The 22,696-nt window shown below is 62.4% G+C and carries 23 protein-coding genes; 11 read left to right on the top strand and 12 right to left on the bottom strand.

The annotated features are described in order from the left end of the window. The first annotated feature begins 161 nt into the window (after positions 1–161). Together J2J99_RS11215 and J2J99_RS11210 are read left to right on the top strand one after the other, a co-directional pair. Positions 162–3,407, top strand: a complete 3,246-nt coding sequence (locus J2J99_RS11215) for an adenylate/guanylate cyclase domain-containing protein (RefSeq protein ID WP_168296996.1) — start codon at positions 162–164, stop codon at positions 3,405–3,407. A 74-nt stretch (positions 3,408–3,481) separates the two neighbouring features. Further along, a complete protein-coding gene (locus J2J99_RS11210) occupies positions 3,482–4,162 on the top strand; it encodes a peroxiredoxin-like family protein (protein WP_168296868.1) in 681 nt (226 codons plus the stop codon). A 37-nt stretch (positions 4,163–4,199) separates the two neighbouring features. On the opposite strand, the gene J2J99_RS11205 is transcribed toward J2J99_RS11210, so the two are convergent. Continuing rightward, the gene (locus J2J99_RS11205; RefSeq protein ID WP_168296869.1) at positions 4,200–5,708 is read right to left on the bottom strand and encodes a winged helix-turn-helix domain-containing tetratricopeptide repeat protein; all 1,509 of its coding nucleotides are present in this window, start codon (positions 5,706–5,708) and stop codon (positions 4,200–4,202) included. A 139-nt stretch (positions 5,709–5,847) separates the two neighbouring features. Here J2J99_RS11205 and J2J99_RS11200 point away from each other — a divergent pair, with 139 nt between their 5' ends. Beyond that, entirely contained in the window at positions 5,848–7,017 is a 1,170-nt protein-coding gene (locus tag J2J99_RS11200) for an MFS transporter (RefSeq protein WP_205918847.1), read from the top strand. Between the two features lie 174 nt (positions 7,018–7,191). Then, positions 7,192–8,172 carry a substrate-binding domain-containing protein gene (locus tag J2J99_RS11195; protein WP_168296870.1) on the top strand — a complete coding sequence of 327 codons (981 nt, stop codon included), beginning with the start codon at positions 7,192–7,194 and terminating at the stop codon, positions 8,170–8,172. 66 nt (positions 8,173–8,238) lie between these two features. Here J2J99_RS11195 and J2J99_RS11190 read toward each other — a convergent pair whose 3' ends face one another. The 6 genes from J2J99_RS11190 to J2J99_RS11165 all read right to left on the bottom strand — a co-directional run bounded on the left by J2J99_RS11190 (position 8,239) and on the right by J2J99_RS11165 (position 13,875). Further along, positions 8,239–9,504, bottom strand: coding sequence for an ABC transporter substrate-binding protein (locus J2J99_RS11190; RefSeq protein ID WP_168296871.1), 1,266 nt, complete (start codon positions 9,502–9,504; stop codon positions 8,239–8,241). Positions 9,505–9,529: 25 nt separating this feature from the next. Continuing rightward, positions 9,530–10,366, bottom strand: coding sequence for a carbohydrate ABC transporter permease (locus tag J2J99_RS11185; protein WP_168296872.1), 837 nt, complete (start codon positions 10,364–10,366; stop codon positions 9,530–9,532). Beyond that, complete coding sequence (locus tag J2J99_RS11180; protein WP_168296873.1) at positions 10,363–11,286, bottom strand: carbohydrate ABC transporter permease; 924 nt, start codon at positions 11,284–11,286, stop codon at positions 10,363–10,365. The genes J2J99_RS11185 and J2J99_RS11180 overlap by 4 nt, the downstream gene beginning before the upstream one ends. Next, positions 11,279–12,469: an ABC transporter ATP-binding protein gene (locus J2J99_RS11175; RefSeq protein ID WP_168296874.1), complete on the bottom strand. Its 1,191-nt coding sequence runs from the start codon at positions 12,467–12,469 to the stop codon at positions 11,279–11,281. Before J2J99_RS11175 ends, J2J99_RS11180 begins: the two co-directional genes overlap by 8 nt. Next, positions 12,466–13,296 (bottom strand): metallophosphoesterase family protein, encoded by an 831-nt coding sequence (locus tag J2J99_RS11170; RefSeq protein ID WP_168296875.1) that lies wholly within the window; start codon positions 13,294–13,296, stop codon positions 12,466–12,468. Before J2J99_RS11170 ends, J2J99_RS11175 begins: the two co-directional genes overlap by 4 nt. Positions 13,297–13,479: 183 nt before the next feature. Further along, positions 13,480–13,875 (bottom strand): hypothetical protein, encoded by a 396-nt coding sequence (locus J2J99_RS11165; RefSeq protein ID WP_168296876.1) that lies wholly within the window; start codon positions 13,873–13,875, stop codon positions 13,480–13,482. A gap of 210 nt (positions 13,876–14,085) precedes the next feature. Between J2J99_RS11165 and J2J99_RS11160 the strand changes: the two genes are divergently transcribed. From J2J99_RS11160 to J2J99_RS11135, 6 genes are all read left to right on the top strand, one after another. Next, positions 14,086–14,274 carry a hypothetical protein gene (locus tag J2J99_RS11160; RefSeq protein ID WP_168296877.1) on the top strand — a complete coding sequence of 63 codons (189 nt, stop codon included), beginning with the start codon at positions 14,086–14,088 and terminating at the stop codon, positions 14,272–14,274. Between the two features lie 135 nt (positions 14,275–14,409). Further along, positions 14,410–14,703 (top strand): hypothetical protein, encoded by a 294-nt coding sequence (locus tag J2J99_RS11155; protein ID WP_168296878.1) that lies wholly within the window; start codon positions 14,410–14,412, stop codon positions 14,701–14,703. 58 nt (positions 14,704–14,761) lie between these two features. Further along, a complete protein-coding gene (locus J2J99_RS11150; protein WP_168296879.1) occupies positions 14,762–15,268 on the top strand; it encodes a winged helix-turn-helix transcriptional regulator in 507 nt (168 codons plus the stop codon). A 13-nt stretch (positions 15,269–15,281) separates the two neighbouring features. Further along, complete coding sequence (gene fabF, locus J2J99_RS11145; protein ID WP_168296880.1) at positions 15,282–16,547, top strand: beta-ketoacyl-ACP synthase II; 1,266 nt, start codon at positions 15,282–15,284, stop codon at positions 16,545–16,547. Between the two features lie 81 nt (positions 16,548–16,628). Then, a complete protein-coding gene (locus J2J99_RS11140) occupies positions 16,629–17,057 on the top strand; it encodes a DUF4864 domain-containing protein (protein WP_168296881.1) in 429 nt (142 codons plus the stop codon). Positions 17,058–17,184: 127 nt separating this feature from the next. Then, positions 17,185–18,255 (top strand): acyltransferase family protein, encoded by a 1,071-nt coding sequence (locus J2J99_RS11135; RefSeq protein ID WP_168296882.1) that lies wholly within the window; start codon positions 17,185–17,187, stop codon positions 18,253–18,255. 2 nt (positions 18,256–18,257) lie between these two features. Here the strand turns inward: J2J99_RS11135 and tgt are convergent, their stop codons facing one another. The 5 genes from tgt to coaD form a co-directional block, all read right to left on the bottom strand. Further along, entirely contained in the window at positions 18,258–19,388 is a 1,131-nt protein-coding gene (gene tgt, locus J2J99_RS11130) for a tRNA guanosine(34) transglycosylase Tgt (protein ID WP_168296883.1), read from the bottom strand. After that, the gene (gene queA / locus J2J99_RS11125; protein ID WP_168296884.1) at positions 19,385–20,470 is read right to left on the bottom strand and encodes a tRNA preQ1(34) S-adenosylmethionine ribosyltransferase-isomerase QueA; all 1,086 of its coding nucleotides are present in this window, start codon (positions 20,468–20,470) and stop codon (positions 19,385–19,387) included. Before queA ends, tgt begins: the two co-directional genes overlap by 4 nt. A gap of 72 nt (positions 20,471–20,542) precedes the next feature. After that, positions 20,543–21,052, bottom strand: coding sequence for a peptidylprolyl isomerase (locus tag J2J99_RS11120; protein ID WP_168296885.1), 510 nt, complete (start codon positions 21,050–21,052; stop codon positions 20,543–20,545). A 28-nt stretch (positions 21,053–21,080) separates the two neighbouring features. Further along, positions 21,081–21,653 carry a peptidylprolyl isomerase gene (locus J2J99_RS11115; RefSeq protein ID WP_168296886.1) on the bottom strand — a complete coding sequence of 191 codons (573 nt, stop codon included), beginning with the start codon at positions 21,651–21,653 and terminating at the stop codon, positions 21,081–21,083. A gap of 58 nt (positions 21,654–21,711) precedes the next feature. Beyond that, on the bottom strand, positions 21,712–22,206 hold the full coding sequence (gene coaD / locus J2J99_RS11110; RefSeq protein ID WP_168296887.1) for a pantetheine-phosphate adenylyltransferase: 495 nt from the start codon (positions 22,204–22,206) through the stop codon (positions 21,712–21,714). Between the two features lie 90 nt (positions 22,207–22,296). On the opposite strand from coaD, the gene J2J99_RS11105 reads away from it, so the two are divergent. Further along, positions 22,297–22,575 (top strand): hypothetical protein, encoded by a 279-nt coding sequence (locus tag J2J99_RS11105; RefSeq protein ID WP_168296888.1) that lies wholly within the window; start codon positions 22,297–22,299, stop codon positions 22,573–22,575. Positions 22,576–22,696 lie beyond the last annotated feature (121 nt).

Genomic DNA, 22,696 nt, shown 5'->3' with positions numbered 1-22,696 from the left:
GACGCGGCTCTCAAGAGAGCAGGTGTTCAACGGCGATCATCGCTGAACGCCTGTTTGATGCTTGCGGGCACGGGGCAACAGGTTCATGCTGGTCTTCTGTGTGAGGCCCGTTGGTTGCGGTTGAGATAACCGTCGCGCACCGGGTTGGTGAGATGCCAGCGATGGACTGCGCCGGCTGCGGTTTCGAGATACAGAGCGGTTTTGCTTTCTGTCCGCGATGCGGCGCAAGGCAACCCCTCTCCTGCGGCACTTGCGGCTATGCCTGCCAGCCAGATTTTGCCTTCTGCCCCAAATGCGGTGCATCGATCTCAGGTAATGCCCCGCCTACTCCGAAGCCGGCTGTTGGGCTGGTGCCGGCGAAATCCGACAGCGACGCCGACCGGCGGCCGGTGACGGTGCTCTTTGCCGATCTCTGCGGCTTCACCACGCTGAGCGAGCAGATCGACCCCGAAACCATGCGGGTGCTGCAGAACGAATTGTTCGAAGAGATGACCCGGGCGGTGGAAGCCTACGGCGGCTTCGTCGACAAGTTCGTCGGCGACGCCCTTCTGGCGCTGTTCGGCGCGCCGGTTGCCCATGAGGACGATCCGGTGCGGGCCCTTGGCGCCGCACTCGACATGATCAATCGGGCCGCCGCAGTCGACACGCGCTGGCAGTCGCGCGCCGGCGTGCCGCTGCGCCTGCATATCGGCATCAACAGCGGCCCTGTCGTTACCGGCGGCTTCGGCGCGGTTGGCGCCAAATCCTATTCCGTGACCGGCGACACGGTGAACACCGCCCAACGGCTGCAATCCATGGCCGGCGAAAACGATATTCTCGTCGGTCCGCTGACCTACCGCCTCACCCGCCATGCCTTCGCCTTCGACAGTCTCGGCGCGCAGACCTTGCGCGGCAAGAGCGGAAACGTTCTCGTCCATCGGCTGACCGGCCTGCTGGAAACGCCGCATACTGCGCGCGGGCTCGAAAGTTTCGGACTTCAGGCGCCGATGGTCGGACGGGATGCAGAATTGTCACGGCTGCTGACCTGCCTCGATCTCGCCTGTGACGGTTCTGCTCAGCTCGTCCGCCTGATCGGCGAAGCGGGCATCGGGAAATCGCGTCTGGCCACCGAATTCGTCGGGATCGCCGCGGATACGACCCGTTTCCCTGGCCTTGCCATTCGCAAAGCCACCTGCTCTCCCCTGGGCGAACAATCCTACGGCACCCTCGCCGCGGTCGTGCGAAGCGCCTACGGCATCGGCGAGCGCGACGATCGCGACAGGACGCGACAGCTGTTGACAACGGGGTTTCGCGCACTCGATCTGACGCAGGACGATGTTGACGGGCTGCAGCCGCTTTTTCAGCATGTGCTCGGCCTCGGTGATCCCGATGGGGCGTTGCGGCACATCGAGCCGGAGCAGTTGCGACGGCAGATCTTCTACGCGATCCGCACCGTGTTCGAGCGGCGGCTGGCGCAAGGCCCTCTCCTGCTCGTGATCGAGGACCTGCATTGGGCAGACACGGCTTCGCTGGAAGTGCTTCGCTTCATGATGGACCGGCTGGAACGCAGCCGGCTGATGCTGCTTGTGATCTACCGGCCGACCTCGCAGACCGACCCGCTGAACTCCAATCGCGTCAACGTCACCGTGCAGCGCCTTGGCCCACTCGCTGCGGCCGATGGGCAGAGGCTGCTTGCCGCCTTTTTTGGCGAGGCGCATGGCAAGCTGCCGGTCGCAATGCGCAAACGCATCCTCGACCGCGCCGGTGGCAATCCGCTTTTCATCGAAGAAATCCTGCGTGGACTGATCGACATGGGCACGCTGCATCATGACGGTCAGCGCTGGCATGTTGCGGCCGACGACACGGATGTCGCCATCCCGGTGAACCTGCAAGCCTTGTTGCTTGCCCGCGTTGACCGTCTGCCGCAGGAGATCAGGCGGTTGGCGCAGGAGGCGGCGGTGGTCGGCCCGAAATTTGATACCGCCCTGCTCCGCGACATCGCCACCGATCCGGCCGCCATCGATGCCGCACTGGACTATCTCTGCGATGCCAATATCGTCGAGGAATTGCGCGGCCCCGATGCGGGCGGGTCGCCCGGCTATCGCTTCAGCCAGACGCTGATGCACGACGTCATCTACCAGAACCTGCTGCTGCAACGCCGCATGGAGCTCCATGGCAGGATCGGGCGGGTTCTGGAACGCCAATATGGCCTGGCTCCCGAGCGTCCCGAGCAGCTGGCGCAACTCGGCCATCACTTCAGCCTGACCACGGACAAGACCAAGGGCGCCGCCTATCTGATGGCAGCAGGCGATGAAGCGCGCAAGACATATGCCAATGACGATGCAATGCGGCTCTATCATCAAGCTCTCGCGGCCTTCGCAGATGAGCCTGAGGTTGCGCCGGAGCAATTGGCGCTGCTGGAGCGCCTTGCCGATCTCTGCGGCCCTGCCGGTCGCCGCGACGATGCCTTGACCCATTATCAGCAAGCGCTTTCGATCCACCGCGCCAATGACGACCCGATCTCCGCAGCAAGGATAATGCGAAAGATCGGCCGCCTGCATCTCGATGCGGGGCGCCGCGACCAGGCGGAGACGCATTGTGCCGCGGCGGAAGCGATGATCGCGACGATCGATGCACCGGTCGAACATGCCCACCTCCTGCAAGAGCGCGGTCATCTCGCCTTTCGCATGGGGGATCAGGCCGCCGCCGCCGAGTGGGCGACCCAGGCGCTGCAATGCCTGCAAACGCTGCCGATCGATGGAACGACCGAGGCCGGCCGCGAGGCAGCCCGGGCGATGGCGGAGGCGTTGAACACCAAGGGTGTAGCGCTCGCGCGGCTCGGACGCCGGCGCGACGCCGTGCAGGAAGTGGAGCGCAGCCTCTCGGTCGCCGAAAAAGCCGATCTGCAAAGTGCCGCCTGCCGCGCCTATTCCAATCTCGGCGTACTCTACACGATCGTCGATCCGGCCAACGCCATCACGGTCTGCCGCCGTGGGCTGGAGGTCGCAACCCGTATCGGCGATCTCGGCTTCCAGGCGCGCCTTCTCGCCAATCTCGCAGTATCCTGCTGTACCTTCACCGATCGCTGTGCGGCCGAAGGCGTGCCGGCGGCGGAAAAGGCGGTCGAAATCGACCGGGGGCTCGATCAGCGCGATCACCTGTCGGTGCCGCTGATCGTGCTCGGCCAGATTCACCAATGCCATGGGCAGCCGAAGCTAGCTCGTAAGTATTACGAAGAAGCTCTTGAAGTTGCACAGGAAATTGACGAGCCGCAATTGCTCTTTCCGTGTTATGATGGTTTGGCGACGCTGAGCCTCGAACATGACGATATGGACGAAGCGGAACGGTATTTCACGCTGGCACAGGATGTGTGCATCCGCCATAACCTCGACCCGGGCACCCTCGTCGTCCTGCCGTTTCTCGACTGAAGGGTTCGCACCGCCATGATCGCGCAATATCGAATAGAATAAGCGATTCAGACGCATAAAGGGAGGAACGAACAATGCAGGAGAACCACGCCGATAGACCATTACGGCCTGGAGATCGCGCGCCCAACGTGGTGCTGGATGCGATCACCCGCCAGGGCAAGATCGCCATCGACGACTTTCGCGGCCAGAAGCCGCTGCTCGTCGGCCTGTTCCGCGGACTGCATTGCCCCTTCTGCCGCAGGCAGATCGCCGCAATGGCCGAACTGACCGATGCATTGCAGGAGAAGGGCATCGACAGCCTGACTGTCGTCAATACCCCGATTGAGCGAGCGCGCCTTTATTTCCGTTACCACCCACTTCCCAACTTGCTGGCTGCCTCCGACCCCGAACGGGTATCACATCGCGCCTTCGGCCTGCCGAACCTTCAATTCACCGAGACCGAAAACGAGTGGCCGCACAAGGTCGGCATGGACACGGTGATGTCGATGCGCGTCGACATGCCGGGCGAGCTTCCCGAACCGATGAACCCGTTCGCAGCGAGGGATTTTCTCGACAAGGCTGACGGTTACGAAGTCACCGAGGATGACAGGCAGATGATCGCCACCGGCGAAGGCCAGCTTGTCGGCGAATTCCTGCTCGATCGTGACGGTGTCGTGCGCTGGTGCTTCACGGAAGTCGAGGAGGCCGGCCGCCACATGTTCGGCGTCCCAGCGCCGCGGGAAGTGATGTCTGCGGCGGCGAATATGGCCGTTTGACTCGGGTTCTTTGGCCTTTCCAGGTCAGGCTTGGACGTCACTCCGGAAGCCCCGCCTTGCGGTAGCCCTCCACGAAATGTTCAAGCGTGCGCGCGTCGCGGAATGGTTCGGTCGCGGCCCAGTGGCGGATGGAAAAGCCGGGGTTGGCGACAAGGAAGAGTTCAGTCTCCGCCCGCGCCTCGTCGAACCGGCCGAGCTGGGCAAGGCTTGCCGCCAGGAACCGGCGCGAGCTTGTGCGATAGGTCTCTTCGCGGCGCAACGTCTCGACGGCGGCCGCATATTGCGCCGCTGCATATTGCGCCTGGCCGAGCGCCAGATAATACCAGCTTGCCGGAAAAGGATTCAGCCGGAATGCCTTGCGAATATGTTCAAGACCCTCCTCGATCCGTCCGGCGAGCACGGTAATGTCGGATAGAGCCGCAAAGGTGTCGGCCTCGTTCGGATCGAGCTCGATCGCCTTGGCAAATCCGGCCTCTGCCGCAGCGAAATCGCGTTCATAGGCAAGCAGGTAGGCCAGGACCCAACGGCAGCCAGCGTCGTTTGGATCGAGTGCAACAGCCTTGCGCGCCAGCTGCAAGGCGATGCTGCGGGTCGGGTCCGTCGGCCCGCGGCTATGGACCCATCCCATCCAGTGGTTCATGGCTAGCCAGCGATAGGCCTCGGCATAGTCGGGGTCGAGGGAGACTGCGCGAGTCAGCATCAGATGCGCTTCCGCAGCCGCCTGTGGGGAATCGTCCATCAGGTTGCGCGCCCGCACGCAGAGATCGTAGGCGTCGAGACTTCTAGGTCGGTGGCGCGGCGGCGGCGTGCGCAGCCGTCCCAGCAGTGCCTCGACGATCCTCGCCGTCACCTCGTCCTGAACGACGAAAATATCGTCCAGGCTGCGATCGAACCGTTCCGCCCACAGATGATCACCGCTGACGGCGTCGATCAGCTTGGCGTTGACGCGCACGCGTCCCGCGGCGCGTCTCGCACTGCCTTCCAACAGGTAGCGCACGCCGAGTTCGTCGGCGATCTCGTGCACATCGATCGCCCTGCTTTTATAGGCGAAGGCCGAGTTGCGGGCGATGACGAACAGGCCGGGCATCCTGGAGAGATCGGTGATCAGGTCTTCGGTCAACCCGTCGGCAAAGGATTCCTGTTCGGGATCGTTGCCGATATTCAGGAAGGGCAGCACGGCGATCGACGGCTTGTCCGGCAGCGGCAAGGCTTTTCGCTTCACTCCGCCGAGCCGCTGCATGGCACCCGTAAAGCGGTAGCCGACGCGCGGAACCGTTACGATCCATTCGCCGCCACCGGCGGCTCGGCCGAGCAGCTTGCGCAACTGCGCGATCTGGACGGTGAGATTGCCTTCCTCGACCGCCAAGCCCGGCCAGGCGGCATCCATCAGCTCGGCCTTGGCAAGAATTTCGCCGGATCGCCCGACGAGCGCCGCAAGTAGCTTCAGCCCGCGATGGCCAATGGCGACGGGTTCATCATTCCGAAGGAGCGTTCCCGCATCCGGATCAAGCACGAACGGACCAAAGGCAAAGCGCAATCCCTGCATGAGGCGGATCTATAGTCCGTTTGGAAGTTTTTGAGAACGTTTTGGCGCGGCTTAATTACGCCGCTCCCCCTATCCCGCAGAATTCCAGCCTCTTTCAAGGGCTTGCCCTGCGACCACAGCGACTGACGAGGACATCTGCATGACCGCGGCAAGCACGACGTCACCAGGCGAAGACCGAATTCCATGGGCCACGATGGCGGGCATCATCGCGACCGTCACCGTGTTTGCCGTGGCGCAGGGCCTGACCTATCCGCTGCTGAGCTTCATCCTGGAGCGGCAGGGAACGACATCAGCCCTGATCGGGCTCTCGGCCGCGATGACGCCGCTGGGTTTCATAATATCAGCGCCCGTTATTCCGGCGCTTTCGCGGCGGGTGGGCGCAGCGCGGCTTGCGATCCTCTGTTCGATCCTGACCGCCCTCACCCTGACGGTGATTGGCTGGAGCCAACAGGTTTGGGCCTGGATGCCACTGCGCTTCCTGCTCGGCTACTTTGCCAATCCACTCTATGTCATCAGCGAGACCTGGCTGATCTCGATCACGCCGGCGTCGCGCCGCGGCCGCATCATGGGCCTCTATTCATCGATCGTTTCGGCGGGCTTTGCCGTCGGTCCGCTCTCGCTCGGCCTCAGTGGCACGGAAGGCTGGGCGGCCTTCCTGATCGGCATTGGGGCCTTCCTAGGCTGCGGGCTGATCGTGCTTGCTGTCGCCCTCCGCTTGCCTGAAATGCCCGGCGAAGGCGAGGCAATATCGGTCGGCGACTTCCTTTCAAGGGCGCCGCTGCTGCTGTTTGCGGTTTTCACCGCCGCCGCCTTCGAGCAGATCCTGCTCTCCCTGCTTGCCGTCTATGGCGCGGCACTTGGCAGTACGGAGGGGCGCATCGCTTCGCTGATCACCTGTTTCGTTGCCGGCAATGCTGTGCTGCAGATCCTGCTTGGGCGCGTGGCGGAAGGGTTCGGCGCGACGCGGACCATGTTATTCTGCGTCCTCGCTTGTCTTTCCGGCTGCCTGCTGCTGGCGTCTACCTTTACCACCTGGCTCATCTGGCCGCTCGTTTTCATCTGGGGCGGCGTCTCGTTCGGGCTCTACACCATGTCGCTGATCCATCTCGGCGAGCGTTTCAGCGGTCAAGCCCTGATCGCCGGAAATGCAGCCTTCGCCTTCGCATGGGGCGTCGGCGGCATGGCAGGCTCGCCTGCGGCCGGACTGGCAATGCAGCTGATGGGATATCAGGGGCTGCCGTCGTCGCTCGCCCTACTGAGTTGTGTCCTGCTGATTTCTCTGTTGGCCGCGAGGCGGCGTGACCAATGAAGGACCTCGCATGCTTTCGACAAGTCCCCTCCGACCACCGGATACCGGTCCTTGAGCTGTTGCTCAACGGCCGGGACGTGATGAATTCCCCACATCTCGTCAATTGTCAGATCACTGTCATCGAGCCCGACTAGAGGATTGCGCTTCGACGCTGTCACCAGGAGGGCGCTTTCGATGGCGACATTGCAGCAAGTCGCATTCCGGGCAGGATGCTCGCTGGCGACTGCAAGCCGGGTTCTCAATCGCAACGGACCGGCTAGCGATCTGATGGTGCGCAGGGTGCGCCGTGCCGCCGCCGAACTCGGTTATCGCCCGGCCGGCCATGCTGTCGGGCGGCTTGGGCGCAGACCGGTAGTCGGCGTCTTGATCCCCAGCATCACCAACCCGGTCTTTGCCTCATCGCTGTCGAGCATCCAGAACCGCATGCTGGTGGCCGGCCATGGCGTGTTGATCGCCCAGTCGAATTACGACCCGGCGCGCGAGGCCGATGCCGTCGCTGCATTGCTAAACGACCGGCCGACCGGGCTTATCCTCACCGTCTGCGACCCGTCGACGAGCGAGGCGCTGCTCGCCAGGCTGCCGCCGACCGTGCTGCTCAACAACCTGCCGACGCCTCAGTTTCCGGCGGCCGTCACGGCCGACAACCGTGGTGCCGGCCACGAGATCACCACCTTCCTGGTCGGCATGGGCCATCGCCGCATTCTCTTCCTCTCCGGCAATTTCGTCGCCTCCGACCGCGCCCATCTTCGCTACAGGGGTTATCTCGACGCCATGGCCGAGAACGGCCTGACACCGCTCGATGCCGTGCAGATCCCCTTCGTCGGCGGCTATGACCAGCTCGATCTCGGTGCAGCACTGAGCTCGCTTTCGCCGACCGCGATCATCGCCTCCAACGATCTTCTGGCGCTCGGCGTCATCGGCGCACTGAAGCGCGAGGGGCTGTCGGTGCCGGGGGACGTGTCGGTTGCCGGCTTCGACGGCATCGCCATCGGCCGTCTGATCGATCCGCCGTTGACAACCATCGAAATGCCGGATGCCAGCATGGGCGCGACGGCCGCCTCGCTGCTGCTCGACATGGCGGAGAATGCCGCCCCTGCCCGCCATCTAGATGTCGCCTACACACTGCGGCGTGGCGGTACGGTGCGCGCCATCTAAACCATCCGGAAAGAAAGGGCCGCCGCGCCCTCGGCGTGGCGGCCTTTCTTCTGACGCGGAAGGCGATCAGCTGCGCGGCAACATGCCCTCGACATCGGCGGCTGCATCGTCGAGCGCTTCCTTCGGCTTGGCCGACTGGTCGACGACGCGCGAGAGGTTGTCGACGATCGTCTGGGTGACCTTGACGCCGTTCGAGCCGGGGAAGGCATACCAGGGGATCATGACAGGCATCTGGCTGAGACCGGCCTGAAACAACGGGTTCTGCTTATAGAAATCGCCGAGATAGTCGGCTGACTTGGCGGCAAGCTCGTTGTTCGGGACATAGCCGGTGCCGGGCACGACGACCGAGGCGCCGTAAGGGCCGGCGGCGAATTTGGCGAACTTCCAGGCGGCGTCCTGCTTGACGGCGTCATGGGTCAGGATGACGACGGCGTTGCCGCCTGTGGGAAGGCGGCCGTTCGCCGGATCGATCAGCGGGATCTTGGCGGTGCGCAGATCGAATTTGTTACCGACATTCTTGATCGTGTTGCGCAGCGCACCTGTGGTCTGGAACTCGAATCCGACCTTGCCGGCTGCGAAGGCCTGTTCGCCGGCGGGCTTGGTGAAGACGGGCATGCCGCCCTCGGTGACCATGCGTTGCAGGACCTCGACGGCCTTCTGGCCTTCCGGGCCGTTGAAGGCAACCTTGCTTTCGTCGTCGTTCAGCATCTTGCCGCCGGCGCCGAAGAGCAGAGCCGAAAACATCCAGTCGTCGCCCTGCCAGCGGAAATCGATACCGTCGACGCCGTTGCCGAGCGCCTTGATCTTGCCGCCGAGCGCGATGACCTCATCCCAGGTCTTCGGTGGATTGTCGGGATCGCCGCCGGCTGCCTTCACGAGATCGGCATTGTAATACATGATCGGATTGGAGGTCGCGAAAGCGAGGCCCACCTGCTTGCCCTTGACCTGAGCGAGCTTAAGGATGGTGTCGGAGAAGCCCTGCTCGGCCATGTTGCCGTCTTTCTTGACGAGCGGACCGAGGTCGACGGCGACATCGCGTTCGTCGAGCATGCGCAGGCGGTTCAGGCCGATGAAGGTGATATCGGGCATTTCGCTGGTGCCGACCTGGCGAAGGATCGTCTGGATGCCTTCTTCATAGGTCGCCGAAGGGCTGGCGAACTGGATCTTGATATCGGGATTTTCTTCCATGAACTTCTTCGAGATCGTGTCCATCACGTCCTTGAAGAAGCCCGGCATCGGGTAGTGAACCGTCAGCGTCGTCTCGGCATGCGCGGGGAGCGCGATTGCCATCGATACGGCCGCTGCGGCGAGAAGCTGGGTGATACGTTTCATCGCTCGTTCTCCTGGTTGAAGCCGGTCATCCTTTGAGGCCGGTCATGGTAATGCCCTCGACGAAACGCTTCTGCGCAAGCAGGAAGGCGGCAACGAGGGGAAGGGTAATGATGAGGGTCGCAGCCATCAGCGCGCCGTAGTCATCGCCGGCCTCGGCCGCGCGGAAATACATCAGCCCGAGCGGCGGCGTGGCATAGTCCTGCTTGCTGATGACGATCAGCGGCCAGTAGAGATCGTTCCAATGGGCGACGACCGAGAAAATGGCGAAGGCGGTGACCGCCGGCCAGGCATTCGGTACGATGACGCGGGCGACGATGCCGAGCTCCGACATGCCGTCGAGACGGGCGGCATGGATGAGATCGTCCGGCATGGCGCGGAAGAACTGCAGGAACATGAAGATCGCGAAGACCGAAATGGTGAAGGGCGCGACAAGGGCAGCATAGCTGTTGAGCAGCGCGGCGCGATCGAAAGCGACATAAAGCGGCAGCGCGGTCGCATGGATCGGCACAAGAAGGCCGAGCATGACAAGCACCATCATGGCGCGGGCGGCGGCGAAGCGCAGCTTTGCCATGGCGTAGGCGCAGGGGATGGCCACCAGCACCTGGAAGAAAAAGATCAGCCCGCAGACGACGACGCCGTTCCACAGAAGCCGCGCCATCGGCACCCGGCTCAAGGCCTTGGTGAAATTCTCGATATAGGCGAGATGCGCGGGGATCAGCGACAGCGACGAGGTGAAGATGTCGCTCTGCGTCTTGCCGGCGGCCGAGATCATGAAGATATAGGGCGCGAGGAAAACGATCGCCCCAAGAGAGAGCAGGCTCAGGCGGATGACCCTGCCGAAGGAAAAAGTGCTTGTCGTCATGTGTAATGCACCCGGCGGTCGAGAATGCGGTACTGCAGTAACATCAGCACCACCAGGATCAGCAGAAACACCACGGTCATCGCCGAGGCATAACCGACACGCAGATAGACAAAGCCTTCCTGGTAGATGGTAAAGAGCAGCACCTCCGACGCCTTGTTCGGGCCGCCATCCGTCAGCATCTTGACCGTCTCGAAGACCTTGACCGCATTGGTGATGCTGATGGTGATGACGAACAGCATCGTCGGCCCGAGCATTGGCCAGGTCACCAGCAAGAAGCGGTCAAAGGAGGATCTGGCGCCGTCCACGTCAGCCGCGGCGTAAAGCTCGCGCGGGATTGCCGTCAGCCCGGCGAGGAAGAGCACCATGTTGAAGCCGGCAGATTGCCAGACGCCGATGATCGAAAGGCTGTAAAGCACCGTGCCGGAGCTGCCCAGCCAGTTTGGACCGGGCAGACCGACAAACGCCAGCATCGCATTGAGCGGGCCGATCGTCGGGTGGAACATATATTGCCAGACGGTCGCCATGGCGACGATCAGCGAGGCGACCGGCAGGAAATAGGCGGTGCGGAAGACGCTGCGGGCCGCGGTCTCGCTCTCGATCAGCAAGGCGATGCCGAGACCGAGCAGGATCGAAACGGGCGCGACGATCGAGGCATAAACCGTCGTATTCCACAACGACTTGCGGAATGTGCGATCGGTGATCAGGTGAGCGTAGTTTTCGAAGCCGACGAAACGGAACTTGCCGTAGCCGAGTTCGAAATCGGTAAAGCCGAGCACGACGACGGCCGTGACCGGCAACAGCACGAAGAGAAAAAGCAGGACGATCGCCGGCAGCACCAGCATCCAGGCGATGCGGGCTTCGCTGCGGCGATGGGCAAGGGCGGAATGATCAGGAATGGCCATGAGGGCGAGGCTAGCCATGCGCCCTCTCCCGCTGGGCATCGGCATCAGCAGTGCTGAGCCCGGCGTCGCCGCCGGCGACGAAGCCGGCCAGCCGGCTGCCGTCCTCGGCAAAGACCAGCGTGCGTCCGGGCGACAAGCGGAGCCCTACGGCATCGCCCGCCGCCAGTCCGGAGGCTTCGGACGGCTGCACCTTGGCGATGACCGTCTCGCCGATCGCATCGAGCCGGCAATGGAGGATAACTTCGGACCCCAGGAATTCGACGCGTTCGATCCGGGCGGCAAGGCCGTCATGCCGGCTCTTGGCGGGAAAGACGAATTCGGGTCGAATTGCGATCGTGACCGGCGCCCTCCCGGCGGGTGCATTTTCAAGCGTCAGCCGCAGGCCGCCGCACAGGATCACGCCGCCTTCGGCAAAGGCCGGAAGCAGGTTGATGCGCGGCTGGCCGATGAAGCGGGCGACCTCGACATGGGCCGGATCGTCATAGATGACCTGAGGACTTGCGATCTGCAGCAAACGGCCGCCCATCATCACGGCGACGCGGTCGGCCATCGACAGCGCCTCGGCCTGGTCATGAGTGACATAGAGCGTCGGCACGCCGGCGCGGCGATGCAGGTCGACGATCTCGCCACGGGCGTGAACGCGAAGATTGGCGTCGAGATTGGAGAGCGGCTCGTCCATCAGGAAGATGCTCGGCTGGCGCACCATGGCACGGGCGAGCGCCACACGCTGACGCTGGCCGCCAGACATCTGCCCGGGCTTGCGGTCGAGCAGGTGGTCGATCTTCAGCGATTTCGCCATTTCCTTGACATCGCGGGCTATCGCAGCGCGGGTGGCGCGCTGGCCCGGCATCAGCGAGCCCACGAAAGGGAGCCTCTCCATTCTCGACAGCCGGCGCATCGCCAGCGGCACGGCGATATTCTGAGATGCCGTCAGATGCGGATAGAGCGCGTAGGATTGAAAGACCATGGCGATGTTGCGCTCGGCGGCCGCCACGCCGGACATGTCTTTTCCACCGATCACGATCTCTCCATGGTCGGCATGGTCGAGGCCGGCAAGGACGCGCAGCAGCGTGCTCTTGCCGCAGCCGGAAGGGCCGACCAGCGCGATGAATTCGCCGGCGCCGACATCGAGGCTGACGCCGTTGAGAATCTGGTTGCCGCCGAAGGCTTTGGTGATGCCACGAAGCGAGAGCGCGCTCATTCGACGGCCTCGCGCGGCTTCACCGCCTGGGGATAGACCTCGAGCACGACATCGTCGAGCACATGCGCGGTCATGCCGGGAACGGCGACGATCTCGCTTTCGACCGACGTATCGAACTCGTGGACGACGGCGCCGATCAGGCGCTCGCCCGGCATCTCGCGCTCCATCTTGTCGATGATGAAGGCAGCCGACGGACCCCAGGTCAGCTGGGTGTCGTCGAAACGACCCTGCCAGGCCCAGTGAAGGTGGCCGCTGGCAAACAGCGCCACGTCATGGGCTGCTATCAGATCATAAAGCCGCCGGCGCTGGGCCGGGCGAACGCTCCAATAGCCGGTATCGCCTTCATCGGGTGCATCGATGAACAGAGGCTTATGCGCAAAGAGAGCCACGCGCCGCCCCGCCCTGTCTTGGAGCGCCTTGGCGAGCCACTCGAACTGGGCCTCTTCCTCGTCATCCTCATGACCGAGAAGCAGCGAGTTCAAGCCGATGAAGCGCCAGCCGGCCGCATCCTCGCGCCAGCGATCGTCACCGGCAAGGCTGCGCCAGCGGGCCAGCCGCTCGGCATTGACGGGCTGGTCGGTTTCCCTGAAGTGACCGACATCGTGATTGCCGGGAACGATGAGCATCGGGATCGACACCTGCCGCATCAGATCCATCGAGAAAGTAATATCCTCGTCCTTGTCGGCGCCGTCGACGGTGAGATCACCGGTATGGACGATCAGGTCGGCGCCGGTCGCTTCGATCCAGCTCAGAAGCGGCGCCCAGTTGCCGTTGAAATGGGGCTTGTTCGGACTGAAGTGCGTGTCGGTAATCTGAATGATTTTCATGAGGGCGCGTCTCCGAGACCTGGAAGCGCGTCGTGGACGCTTCCTTCTCGGGCCCTCTCTAGAAGGCTCCCATGTCAATCAGACATCCGCGGTTTTCAGCTGTTTTTCAGTTTTGACATCAATCCGTCATGCAGGCTCAGACCGCCCCGAGCATGGGGCGGCCGTCGGCAGGGTCCACGGAGATCAGTGCCGCGGCGCGTTGGCGGGAATAGACGACACGGTTGCCGAAACGGGGTCGCTTGCCGGGAAGCTATCTTCGAGGCCTTCGTTCAGCTCCTCTTCCAGCGTTTCACGATCATGGGTCGAACGCGCGCTCGGCTGGCCGACCAAACCTTTGCTGCCTTCGTCGAAGTTGCCGTTGCTCAATGCGTCGTAACGGTTGATGCTGCCGTCTGCATCGCGGCCTGGAAAAGCGGTCAGCTGAACCATCATCACCTTGGCGTGGTCGAGCGCCGTCGAGCCGTCGAGCTCGCCATGGGAATTATCGATTTTGACGGAAATCGATTCCCCTCCTTCGCCCAGGAATTCGACGGTGAAGAAGTCGCCGGATTGTGTCACGCGTGTATCGATCAACTGCATGGAAACCTCCTGTGTTCATGCCGGATCAACGGCGAGCAAGATCAGGAGTTCCCGCGACGATACCATTTCAGTCAGCGGCGCATGTGGCGCAGGGGATGCAGCGGCTCGACCTCGGCCGGCATTTATGGTTAATTTATTAATAATTCGGGGTTTATAATCGGAACCATGCGGCCTTTTCGAGTGTTGATGCTGCGCCGTGGAGGAACCCCGATGATGCTGAAAATCCTTGCACCCAAGATCGAGGCCGATTGCCTTGATACCGGCACCTATCCCGATGGAATCTTCGCCGAAAACCTCATCGACCTTTCCTTTCGCCGCGACGGGCGTCGTCGTTCGCCGCATGAGCGCGATTATGGCGCCGACAGGAAAGTGGAAAATCTGCCGCTCGGCTTCGCCTGAGCCGACCTCGCAGTAACAGAGCCCGCTACTCTCCGGCGGCGGGCCGCCGCGTCACGGCGTTGTAAACGTCCTCTTGCCGGCGGCACGATCCCGGACACATTCTCTTTGACGCCAATCGGAGGTCAGAAGAAGCCTTTGCCCTGGATTGCTTACATTGTCCATTTCATCGCCGCGGCATTTCTGACCAACGGGATCCCGCATTTCGTCAACGGCGTCAGCGGCCGGCCCTTCCGCACTCCATTCGCCAATCCGAGTTCGGCGACGGTGAATGTCATATGGGGTTGGGCGAACCTCCTAGTCGCCTTCCTGCTCTTTGCCAATATCGGGCCGCTCTATATCGGCACGCCGGGCGATACGATCTTCGCCGCGGCCGGTATGCTGGTGACCGGCATCGCGCTTGCCCGATTTTTCGACGGCGACGCGATCTAGCACATGTCGCCGATAGCTCGCTTGCATGATGATAGTCACTGTTGTAGTGACTACCATCATGCAACGGACAAGCTTCAGTGAGTTCAAGTGCCCAGCGGCGCGCGCGCTCGATAGCGTCGGCGACTGGTGGAGCATCCTGATCCTGCGCGACGCCTTTCAGGGGCTGTCTCGCTTCGACGAGTTTCAGAAGAGCCTCGGCGTGGCGCCGAACATCCTGACACGACGGCTCAAACATCTGACGGATCAGGGGCTGTTCGAACGACGGCTCTACCAGCAGCGCCCTGCCCGCTACGAATATCGGCTGACGGACAAGGGCCGCGATTTCTTTCCGGTGCTGATGACGTTGTTTTCCTGGGGAAGCCGGCACATGCCGGAGGAAGATCTCGCCTTTCTGCTCGGCGACGCCGCTTTGGGCAGAGAGCGCCAAACGGTACTGGTGGACGCACGGACCGGCGAAGAAGTGACACCCGAAAACACCAGCCTGCTTCCAGGTCCCGCAGCCGATGACGAGGTGCGCGCGCGGATCGCCCGCATGCGTGCCTGGTATCTCGGCATCGACGCATAGAAAGGAAAATATCATGGACCGCATTGTTGTTACCGGCATGGGACTTGTCTCGCCGCTCGGGACCGGCGTCGCGCCCGCCTGGAGACGCCTTGTCGCAGGCGCCTCGGGTCTGAGGGCACTGCCCGAGGATGTCGTCGGCGACCTCTCGGCCAAGGTCGGCGGTAGCGTTCCCGGTATCACCGAGGATATCGAGGCGGGCTTCGACCCCGACCGCTACATCACACCTAAGGACCAGAAAAAGATGGACCGCTTCATCCATTTCGCCATGGCGGCGACGGAAGAAGCGGTGAAGCAGGCCGGCTGGATGCCGACCGACGAAGCAAAACGCGAACGCACCGCAACGATCATCGCCTCCGGCGTCGGCGGCTTTCCTGCCATTGCTGAAGCGGTGCGGATCGGTGAGGCGCGCGGCGTGCGGCGGCTGTCGCCCTTCACAGTGCCCTCCTTCCTCGTCAACCTCGCCGCCGGCCAGGTCAGCATCCGCTACGGCTTCAAGGGCCCGCTTGGCGCGCCGGTGACGGCGTGCGCGGCCAGCGTCCAGGCGATCGGCGATGCGGCGCGGCTGATCCGTTCCGGCGAAGCGGATGTGGCGATCTGCGGCGGCGCCGAGGCCTGCATCGACAAGGTGAGCCTTGGCGGCTTTGCCGCGGCGCGCGCCCTTTCCACCGGCTTCAACGAGACGCCGGAGTTGGCGTCGCGGCCGTTCGATGCGGCGCGCGATGGCTTCGTCATGGGCGAAGGCGCCGGCATGCTGGTGATCGAAACGCTGGAGCATGCACTTGCCCGCGGCGCGACGCCGCTTGCCGAACTCGTCGGCTACGGCACAGCTGCGGATGCCTACCACATGACCGCGGGCCCCGAAGACGGCGCTGGCGCACGCCGGGCGATGGAGGCGGCGCTCCGGCAGGCCAAGATCCCGGCGTCCGAGGTCAAGCACCTGAACGCACATGCAACCTCGACACCGGTCGGTGACAAAGGCGAGATCGCGGCGATCGCCACGGTCTTCGGTCGCAATGGCGGCATTGCAGTTAGCGCGACGAAATCGGCGACCGGCCATCTGCTCGGGGCCGCCGGCGGGCTGGAGGCGATCTTCACTATCCTGGCGTTGCGCGACCAGATCGCGCCGCCGACCCGCAACATGGAGGAGGTCGATCCTGATGCCGACGGCATCGATATCGTCGGCAAGACGGCGCGCCCCGTGGCGATGGACTATGCCATCACCAACGGTTTCGGCTTTGGCGGGGTCAATGCCAGCGCCCTCTTCCGGCGCTGGTCGTAAAGACCGCTTTCCTTGCGCCGGAAATGGCCTACACTTCCTCTCTATCGGGGATCATTCCCCGATAGAGTTGGAGATCAACCCATGCGCGCCTTCTTCGCAGTTGTCATTCTGTGTGCCGCGTCCCTCCTCTCCACCGTCTCGGCCCGCGCCGAAGATCCGATCGACACGACGCGGACGATGATCGAGGAACAGATCAAAGCCTTCCTCAAGGACGATGCCGAGACCGCCTATTCCTTCGCCGCTCCCGGTATCAAGGCGATGTACCCCGACAAGAACCTGTTCTTCGCCATGGTCAAGAAGAGCTACGAGCCGGTTTATCACCCCGGCAACTACGCTTTCGGCCGCAGCCGCTCGATCGATAACGGCGCTCTGATCTACCACGAGGTGCTGATATCAGGGCGCGACGGCAGGGACTGGACGGCAATCTACCAGATGACCCGGCAGGCGGACGGCAGCTACCGGATCAACGGCGTGCAGATGATGCCGGATGCCGACAGCAAAGGCATTTGACGCGCTGTTCAAGGCATTTAACGCGCTGTTCTTGGCTGAATGGAACACTGCCCGGCACTTGGATTCGTTGCACTAACTATTTTGAAATCGTGCCGGAGTAAAAATCCGCCAGCGGGGGATTGGCGGGTTGGATACAGGCAAGCATTTTTTCACAACTCTTGAAGCGTTGCGAGGAATCGCGGCCATCATGGTCATGTTCCTACACACTGGCGGCACGCTTGGTCCCACACCTGTCAACATCAGCTACCTTGCCGTTGACCTTTTCTTTCTTTTGAGCGGCGTCGTGCTTGCGAATTCATACGAAAGGCAACTGGCAACAGGACAGATTTCGCCTGCCGGATTTCTGCTGCAGCGTATCATTCGGCTTTATCCTGTATATCTGCTTTCTCTGCCTGTTGGCCTGGTCAGCTATGCAATTCAATTCGGCTTCGATTACCTCACCCTGGCCGGACTTCTTCTGAGGGCGGTTCTGTTCATTCCAAACGCAGGCACGGGCGGCGCCTTTCCTTTAAACGGGCCCAGTTGGTCGCTCTTCTTCGAACTCTGGGCCGGAGTGCTGTTCTCCGTTCTTCTGGTGCGACTATCGTCCAGAATCTTGCTCGCCGTCGCCTTGGGAACAGCGGCTATCACCTTGTACGGAGCCCTTGGGGGCAATTTCGACATTGGCCATCAGGCGGGCTATTTCGGATTTGGCTTCTCGAGAATTTTGTTCTCGTTCTCGCTCGGGATCTGCCTTCGCAGGTTGTACGAGCTTCAGAGGCCGAATGCGGTCAATCGAGGCAATACCATCGGCATCTTCCTCTGTGCTTGCCTGATTGTGATCACGAATATACCCGCGAGCACATTCTACGGTTTTCCCTATTTCGATCTTTTCATATGCTCGGTCATCTTCCCGGCCATTGTCTGGGTCGCAATGCGCACGAGGCAGACCGGCCTACTCGGGCTGGCATTCCGTTGGCTGGGGATCATTTCCTATCCAATTTATATCCTGCACGCGCCCATCTTCGAGTTGCTGCATTTACTGCGGCAAAAGGGCTTTGACCTCCCGGCCTCTCCGGCAGCCGGGATGGTCGTCGTGATAGCGATTATCATCATGGCCGGCATCGTCGCCGTTCACTTCGACGAGCCAGTGCGCAAAAAGCTCAAAACAATGACTGCGCCAAGACCAGCATCTGAGCTTCCCGCGGGGGCGAGCTAGCCTCACACCGGGTCGAGATCGCCCCTTGCCCATTCCTCCATTGTCTCCGCCATGAAGTCGGCGAAGCGGCCTTCGGCGATCGCCTTGCGGATGCCCTGCATCAGTTCCTGGTAATAGGCGAGATTGTGCCAGGAGAGCAGCATGCCGCCGAGCGCCTCGTTGGCGCGGACGAGATGGTGCAGATAGGCGCGGGAATAATCGCGCGAGGCCGGGCAGTTCGACTGTTCGTCGAGCGGACGCATGTCCTCGGCATGACGGGCGTTGCGGATATTCACCTTGCCGCGGCGGGTAAAGGCCAGTCCGTGACGGCCGGAGCGGGTCGGCATGACGCAGTCGAACATGTCGATACCGCGGGCGACCGATTTCAGAATGTCGTCGGGCGTGCCGACGCCCATGAGGTAACGGGGCTTTTCCCCCGGAAGCACGGGCAGCGTCGTTTCCAGCATCCGCAGCATGACATCCTGCGGCTCGCCGACGGCAAGGCCGCCGACAGCATAACCCTTGAGGTCGAGTTGGCTCAGCGCCTCGGCCGACCGGATGCGCAGCGCCGGGATGTCGCCGCCCTGGACGATGCCGAACATCGCCTTGCCCGGCTGCTCGCCGAAGGCGACCCGGCAGCGTTCGGCCCAGCGCAGCGACATTTCCATGGCGCGCTCGATCTCCTTCGGCTCGGCCGGCAGCGCCACGCATTCGTCGAGCTGCATCTGGATGTCGGAGCCGAGCAGGCCCTGGATTTCGATGGAGCGCTCCGGCGACATATGGTGCAGGCTGCCGTCGACATGCGATTTGAAGGTGACGCCCTGTTCGTCGAGCTTGCGCAGCCCGGAGAGCGACATGACCTGGAAGCCGCCGGAATCGGTCAGGATCGGGTGTTCCCAGCGGATCAGCTTGTGCAGACCGCCAAGCCGGGCGACCCGCTCGGCGGTCGGGCGCAGCATCAGGTGATAGGTATTGCCGAGGATAATGTCGGCGCCGGTGTCGCGTACCTGGTCGAGATACATGGCCTTGACGGTGCCGACCGTGCCGACAGGCATGAAGGCCGGTGTGCGGATTTCGCCGCGCGGCATGGAAATTTCGCCGAGGCGGGCGCCGGCATCGGTCTTCTTCAGGGTGAATTGGAAGTTCTCGGTCATTTGTCTTTCCGGAAAAGAAGGCTCGCGTCGCCGTAGGAGTAGAAGCGGTAGCCTGTCGAAATCGCGTGTTCATACGCCGCATGCATGGTTTCGAAGCCGGAAAAGGCCGAGACCAGCATGAACAGGGTCGAGCGCGGCAGGTGGAAATTGGTCATCAGCATGTCGACCGCCTTGAAACGGTAGCCAGGCGTGATGAAGATCCCGGTGGCGCCGGCCCAGGGTTTGATCTCTCCGCTTTCCCCGGCCGCACTTTCGATCAGCCGCAGCGAGGTCGTGCCGACGCAGACGATGCGCCCGCCACTCGCCTTGACGGCATTCAGCCGGGCGGCGACCTCGGCGCTGACATAACCGCTTTCGAGATGCATCTTGTGATCGTCGGTATCGTCGGCCTTCACGGGCAGGAAGGTGCCGGCGCCGACATGCAGCGTGACGAAATGGCGTTCGATGCCGGCCTTATCCAGCGCCGCAAACAGATCAGGCGTGAAGTGAAGGCCGGCGGTGGGGGCGGCGACGGCGCCCTCCTCGCGGGCGTAGATCGTCTGGTAGTCGGCGCGGTCGCGCTCGTCCTCGGGGCGCTTGGCGGCGATATAGGGCGGCAGCGGAATATGGCCGACGGCGGCGATCGCCTCGTCGAGCGCCGGGCCGGACAGATCGAAGGCGAGCGTCACCTCGCCCGCCTCGCCCTTTTCCTCGACGGTGGCATCGAGCGAGCCGAGGAAGCAGCTTTCGCCGGAATGGCCGAAGGCGATGCGGTCGCCCTCCTTGATGCGTTTGCCGGGCTTGGCAAAGGCCTTCCAGCGGCTGGGGCCGATGCGCATGTGCAGCGTTGCCGACACCTGCTGGCCGCCGGCGCCGTCGCGATGGCGGATGCCTTCGAGATGGGCGGGAATGACTTTGGTGTCATTAAAGACAAGCGCGTCACCGGCCCGCAGGAACGACGGCAGATCGTAAACGTGATGATCCGAGAGCGCGCTTTCCGCATTGGGATCGACGACCAGCAGGCGCGCGCTGTCGCGCGGCTCGGCGGGCCGCAGCGCAATGCGTTCATCCGGCAGGTCGAAATCGAAAAGGTCTACGCGCATCGTGGTACTTCCAGGCAAAGCGAAACCCGCCCCGCGCTTTCGCGCAAGGGCGGGTTCCAGCAGAAATCACAATCAGACGTCGGCGGCAACCCGCATCGAGACGATCGAATCCGGATCGGAAACCGGTTCGCCGCGCTTGATCTTGTCGACATTGTCCATGCCTTCGATCACCTGGCCCCAGACGGAATATTGCTTGTTCAGCCACGGCGCGTCGGTGAAGCAGATGAAGAACTGCGAGTTGGCCGAGTTCGGGTTCTGCGAACGGGCCATCGAGCAGGTGCCGCGAACATGCGAGGTCGCGGAGAATTCAGCCTTCAGGTCCGGCTTGGAGGAGCCGCCCATGCCGGCCCGGCCTGGATTGAAGGTTTCAGAACCCTTCTTGCCATATTCGACATCGCCCGTCTGGGCCATGAAATCCTGAATGACGCGGTGGAAAACCACGCCGTCATAGGCCTTCTCGCGGGTGAGTTCCTTGATGCGGGCAACGTGCTCCGGAGCGACCTGCGGCAGCAGCTGAATGACAACCTTGCCCTTGGTGGTTTCCAGAATGATGGTGTTTTCGGGATCCTTGATCTCGGCCATTGTCTTCTCCTCTTGTTTCTCTTGTAACTTACTTCTTGCCCAGGGTGACCTTGATCATCCGGTCAGGATTTTTGACTTCGCCGTTCTGGCCTTCGCCACGCTTGATCTTGTCGACATTTTCCATGCCGGAAACGACCTTGCCGACGACAGTATACTGGCCGTTCAGGAAAGAACCGTCGGCAAACATGATGAAGAACTGCGAATTGGCGGAATTCGGATCCTGCGAGCGGGCCATGCCAACCGTGCCGCGCACGAACGGGGTCTTGGAGAACTCAGCCGGAATATCAGGCATGTCGGAGGAGCCGGTGCCGGCAAGGCTGGCATCAAAGCCTTTTTCCATGTTGCCGTATTTGACGTCGCCGGTCTGGGCCATGAAGCCCTCGATGACGCGGTGGAAGGCGACGTTGTCGTATTCGCCCTTCTTGGCCAGCGCCTCGATCTGGGCGACGTGCTTCGGCGCGACATCAGGCATCAACTGGATGACGACAGGGCCATTCTTCAGCTGGATGGTGAGATAGTGATCGGCCGCCTCGGCGAAGGCATCCCCCGCGAATGAGGCCAGATACAGCACGCCGGCAAATGCGAGATAAAAGAGTTTCATATGGGCTCCGTTGCGGCGGGTTCCGCCTGGTCTTTGCGTTTGCTAGACTTTTAACTTGCTAGTTTGGACGCTTGGATGTGAGGGCTTGCAAGACGGCGGCCGGCACGAAAGCACTGACATCGCCGCCCATGGCGGCGATCTGGCGGACCAATGTGGCGGTAATGGGCCGCGAAGCCGTGCCCGCCGGCAAAAAGATGGTCTGGATGTCGGGCGCCATCGCCCTGTTCATGCCAGCCATCTGCATTTCGTAATCGAGGTCGGTACCATCGCGAAGGCCGCGGATCAAAAGCGTTGCTCCATGGGCACGGGCGGCATCGACGACCAGATTGTCGAAGGCGACGACAGTGATGTCACCGGTCTTGCCGGGCAGCGCTTGCGCCAGGGAAAGGCGGATCAGCTCGGCTCTCTCGTCGAACGAAAACAGCGGCGCCTTGCCGGGATGGATGCCGATCGCGACGATCACCTTTTCGGCGCAGTTCAGGGCCTGGACCAGAACATCCACATGTCCATTGGTGATCGGGTCGAAGGACCCGGGATAAAAAGCTGTCGTCATCTGGCTCGGCCGTTGGTTTGACGCCTTTTGTCACGGATACCGCCTTGCCGCAAGTGATTTGCCCCGCCGTTTCCCACGGCTGAACGGCGAATGAACATACCATTCAAGGCTGTTTCAGACAGGACCTGCTCAACTCGGATCATCAAGGCAGCCGATGCCATTCCGGCATCCGGCGCTCCCCGAAAGACCATGTCCATGCTGATCGTGCTCGTTGCGCTTGCCGTCCTTTTCTCTCTCGCCGCCGAATTCGCCTATGGCTTCTTCGCCGACCGTTACGAGCTCAGCTGGGTGCGGCCGGAGCTTCCCGAACATGCAGCCATCGTGCGCGCCCAAGGCCGGCTGCGCGAAAAAAGCAGGCGCCGAATCTGAACGCCAGATGAACGAGACATTCAAGGAGGCTTCAGATCGGCATTGCTAAACACCGCCTCAACATCCGGCGGAACCATTTTTGAACGGATGCGTTCATTCAACCGACACATAGATGCGATTA

Origin of the sequence: Rhizobium binae (assembly GCF_017357225.1) — a bacterium.
Lineage (GTDB): Bacteria > Pseudomonadota > Alphaproteobacteria > Rhizobiales > Rhizobiaceae > Rhizobium > Rhizobium binae.
This window is presented reverse-complemented; position numbering and strand designations above follow the sequence as displayed.

Bases quoted from the DNA above. Each gene is read 5' to 3' on its own strand.
- J2J99_RS11215 (WP_168296996.1), top strand. From the start codon at position 162: ATGGACTGCGCCGGCTGCGGTTTCGAGATACAGAGCGGTTTTGCTTTC.
- J2J99_RS11210 (WP_168296868.1), top strand. From the start codon at position 3,482: ATGCAGGAGAACCACGCCGATAGACCATTACGGCCTGGAGATCGCGCG.
- J2J99_RS11205 (WP_168296869.1), bottom strand. From the start codon at position 5,708: ATGCAGGGATTGCGCTTTGCCTTTGGTCCGTTCGTGCTTGATCCGGAT.
- J2J99_RS11200 (WP_205918847.1), top strand. From the start codon at position 5,848: ATGACCGCGGCAAGCACGACGTCACCAGGCGAAGACCGAATTCCATGG.
- J2J99_RS11195 (WP_168296870.1), top strand. From the start codon at position 7,192: ATGGCGACATTGCAGCAAGTCGCATTCCGGGCAGGATGCTCGCTGGCG.
- J2J99_RS11190 (WP_168296871.1), bottom strand. From the start codon at position 9,504: ATGAAACGTATCACCCAGCTTCTCGCCGCAGCGGCCGTATCGATGGCA.
- J2J99_RS11185 (WP_168296872.1), bottom strand. From the start codon at position 10,366: ATGACGACAAGCACTTTTTCCTTCGGCAGGGTCATCCGCCTGAGCCTG.
- J2J99_RS11180 (WP_168296873.1), bottom strand. From the start codon at position 11,286: ATGGCTAGCCTCGCCCTCATGGCCATTCCTGATCATTCCGCCCTTGCC.
- J2J99_RS11175 (WP_168296874.1), bottom strand. From the start codon at position 12,469: ATGAGCGCGCTCTCGCTTCGTGGCATCACCAAAGCCTTCGGCGGCAAC.
- J2J99_RS11170 (WP_168296875.1), bottom strand. From the start codon at position 13,296: ATGAAAATCATTCAGATTACCGACACGCACTTCAGTCCGAACAAGCCC.
- J2J99_RS11165 (WP_168296876.1), bottom strand. From the start codon at position 13,875: ATGCAGTTGATCGATACACGCGTGACACAATCCGGCGACTTCTTCACC.
- J2J99_RS11160 (WP_168296877.1), top strand. From the start codon at position 14,086: ATGATGCTGAAAATCCTTGCACCCAAGATCGAGGCCGATTGCCTTGAT.
- J2J99_RS11150 (WP_168296879.1), top strand. From the start codon at position 14,762: ATGCAACGGACAAGCTTCAGTGAGTTCAAGTGCCCAGCGGCGCGCGCG.
- fabF (WP_168296880.1), top strand. From the start codon at position 15,282: ATGGACCGCATTGTTGTTACCGGCATGGGACTTGTCTCGCCGCTCGGG.
- J2J99_RS11140 (WP_168296881.1), top strand. From the start codon at position 16,629: ATGCGCGCCTTCTTCGCAGTTGTCATTCTGTGTGCCGCGTCCCTCCTC.
- tgt (WP_168296883.1), bottom strand. From the start codon at position 19,388: ATGACCGAGAACTTCCAATTCACCCTGAAGAAGACCGATGCCGGCGCC.
- queA (WP_168296884.1), bottom strand. From the start codon at position 20,470: ATGCGCGTAGACCTTTTCGATTTCGACCTGCCGGATGAACGCATTGCG.
- J2J99_RS11120 (WP_168296885.1), bottom strand. From the start codon at position 21,052: ATGGCCGAGATCAAGGATCCCGAAAACACCATCATTCTGGAAACCACC.
- J2J99_RS11115 (WP_168296886.1), bottom strand. From the start codon at position 21,653: ATGAAACTCTTTTATCTCGCATTTGCCGGCGTGCTGTATCTGGCCTCA.
- coaD (WP_168296887.1), bottom strand. From the start codon at position 22,206: ATGACGACAGCTTTTTATCCCGGGTCCTTCGACCCGATCACCAATGGA.
- J2J99_RS11105 (WP_168296888.1), top strand. From the start codon at position 22,297: ATGAACATACCATTCAAGGCTGTTTCAGACAGGACCTGCTCAACTCGG.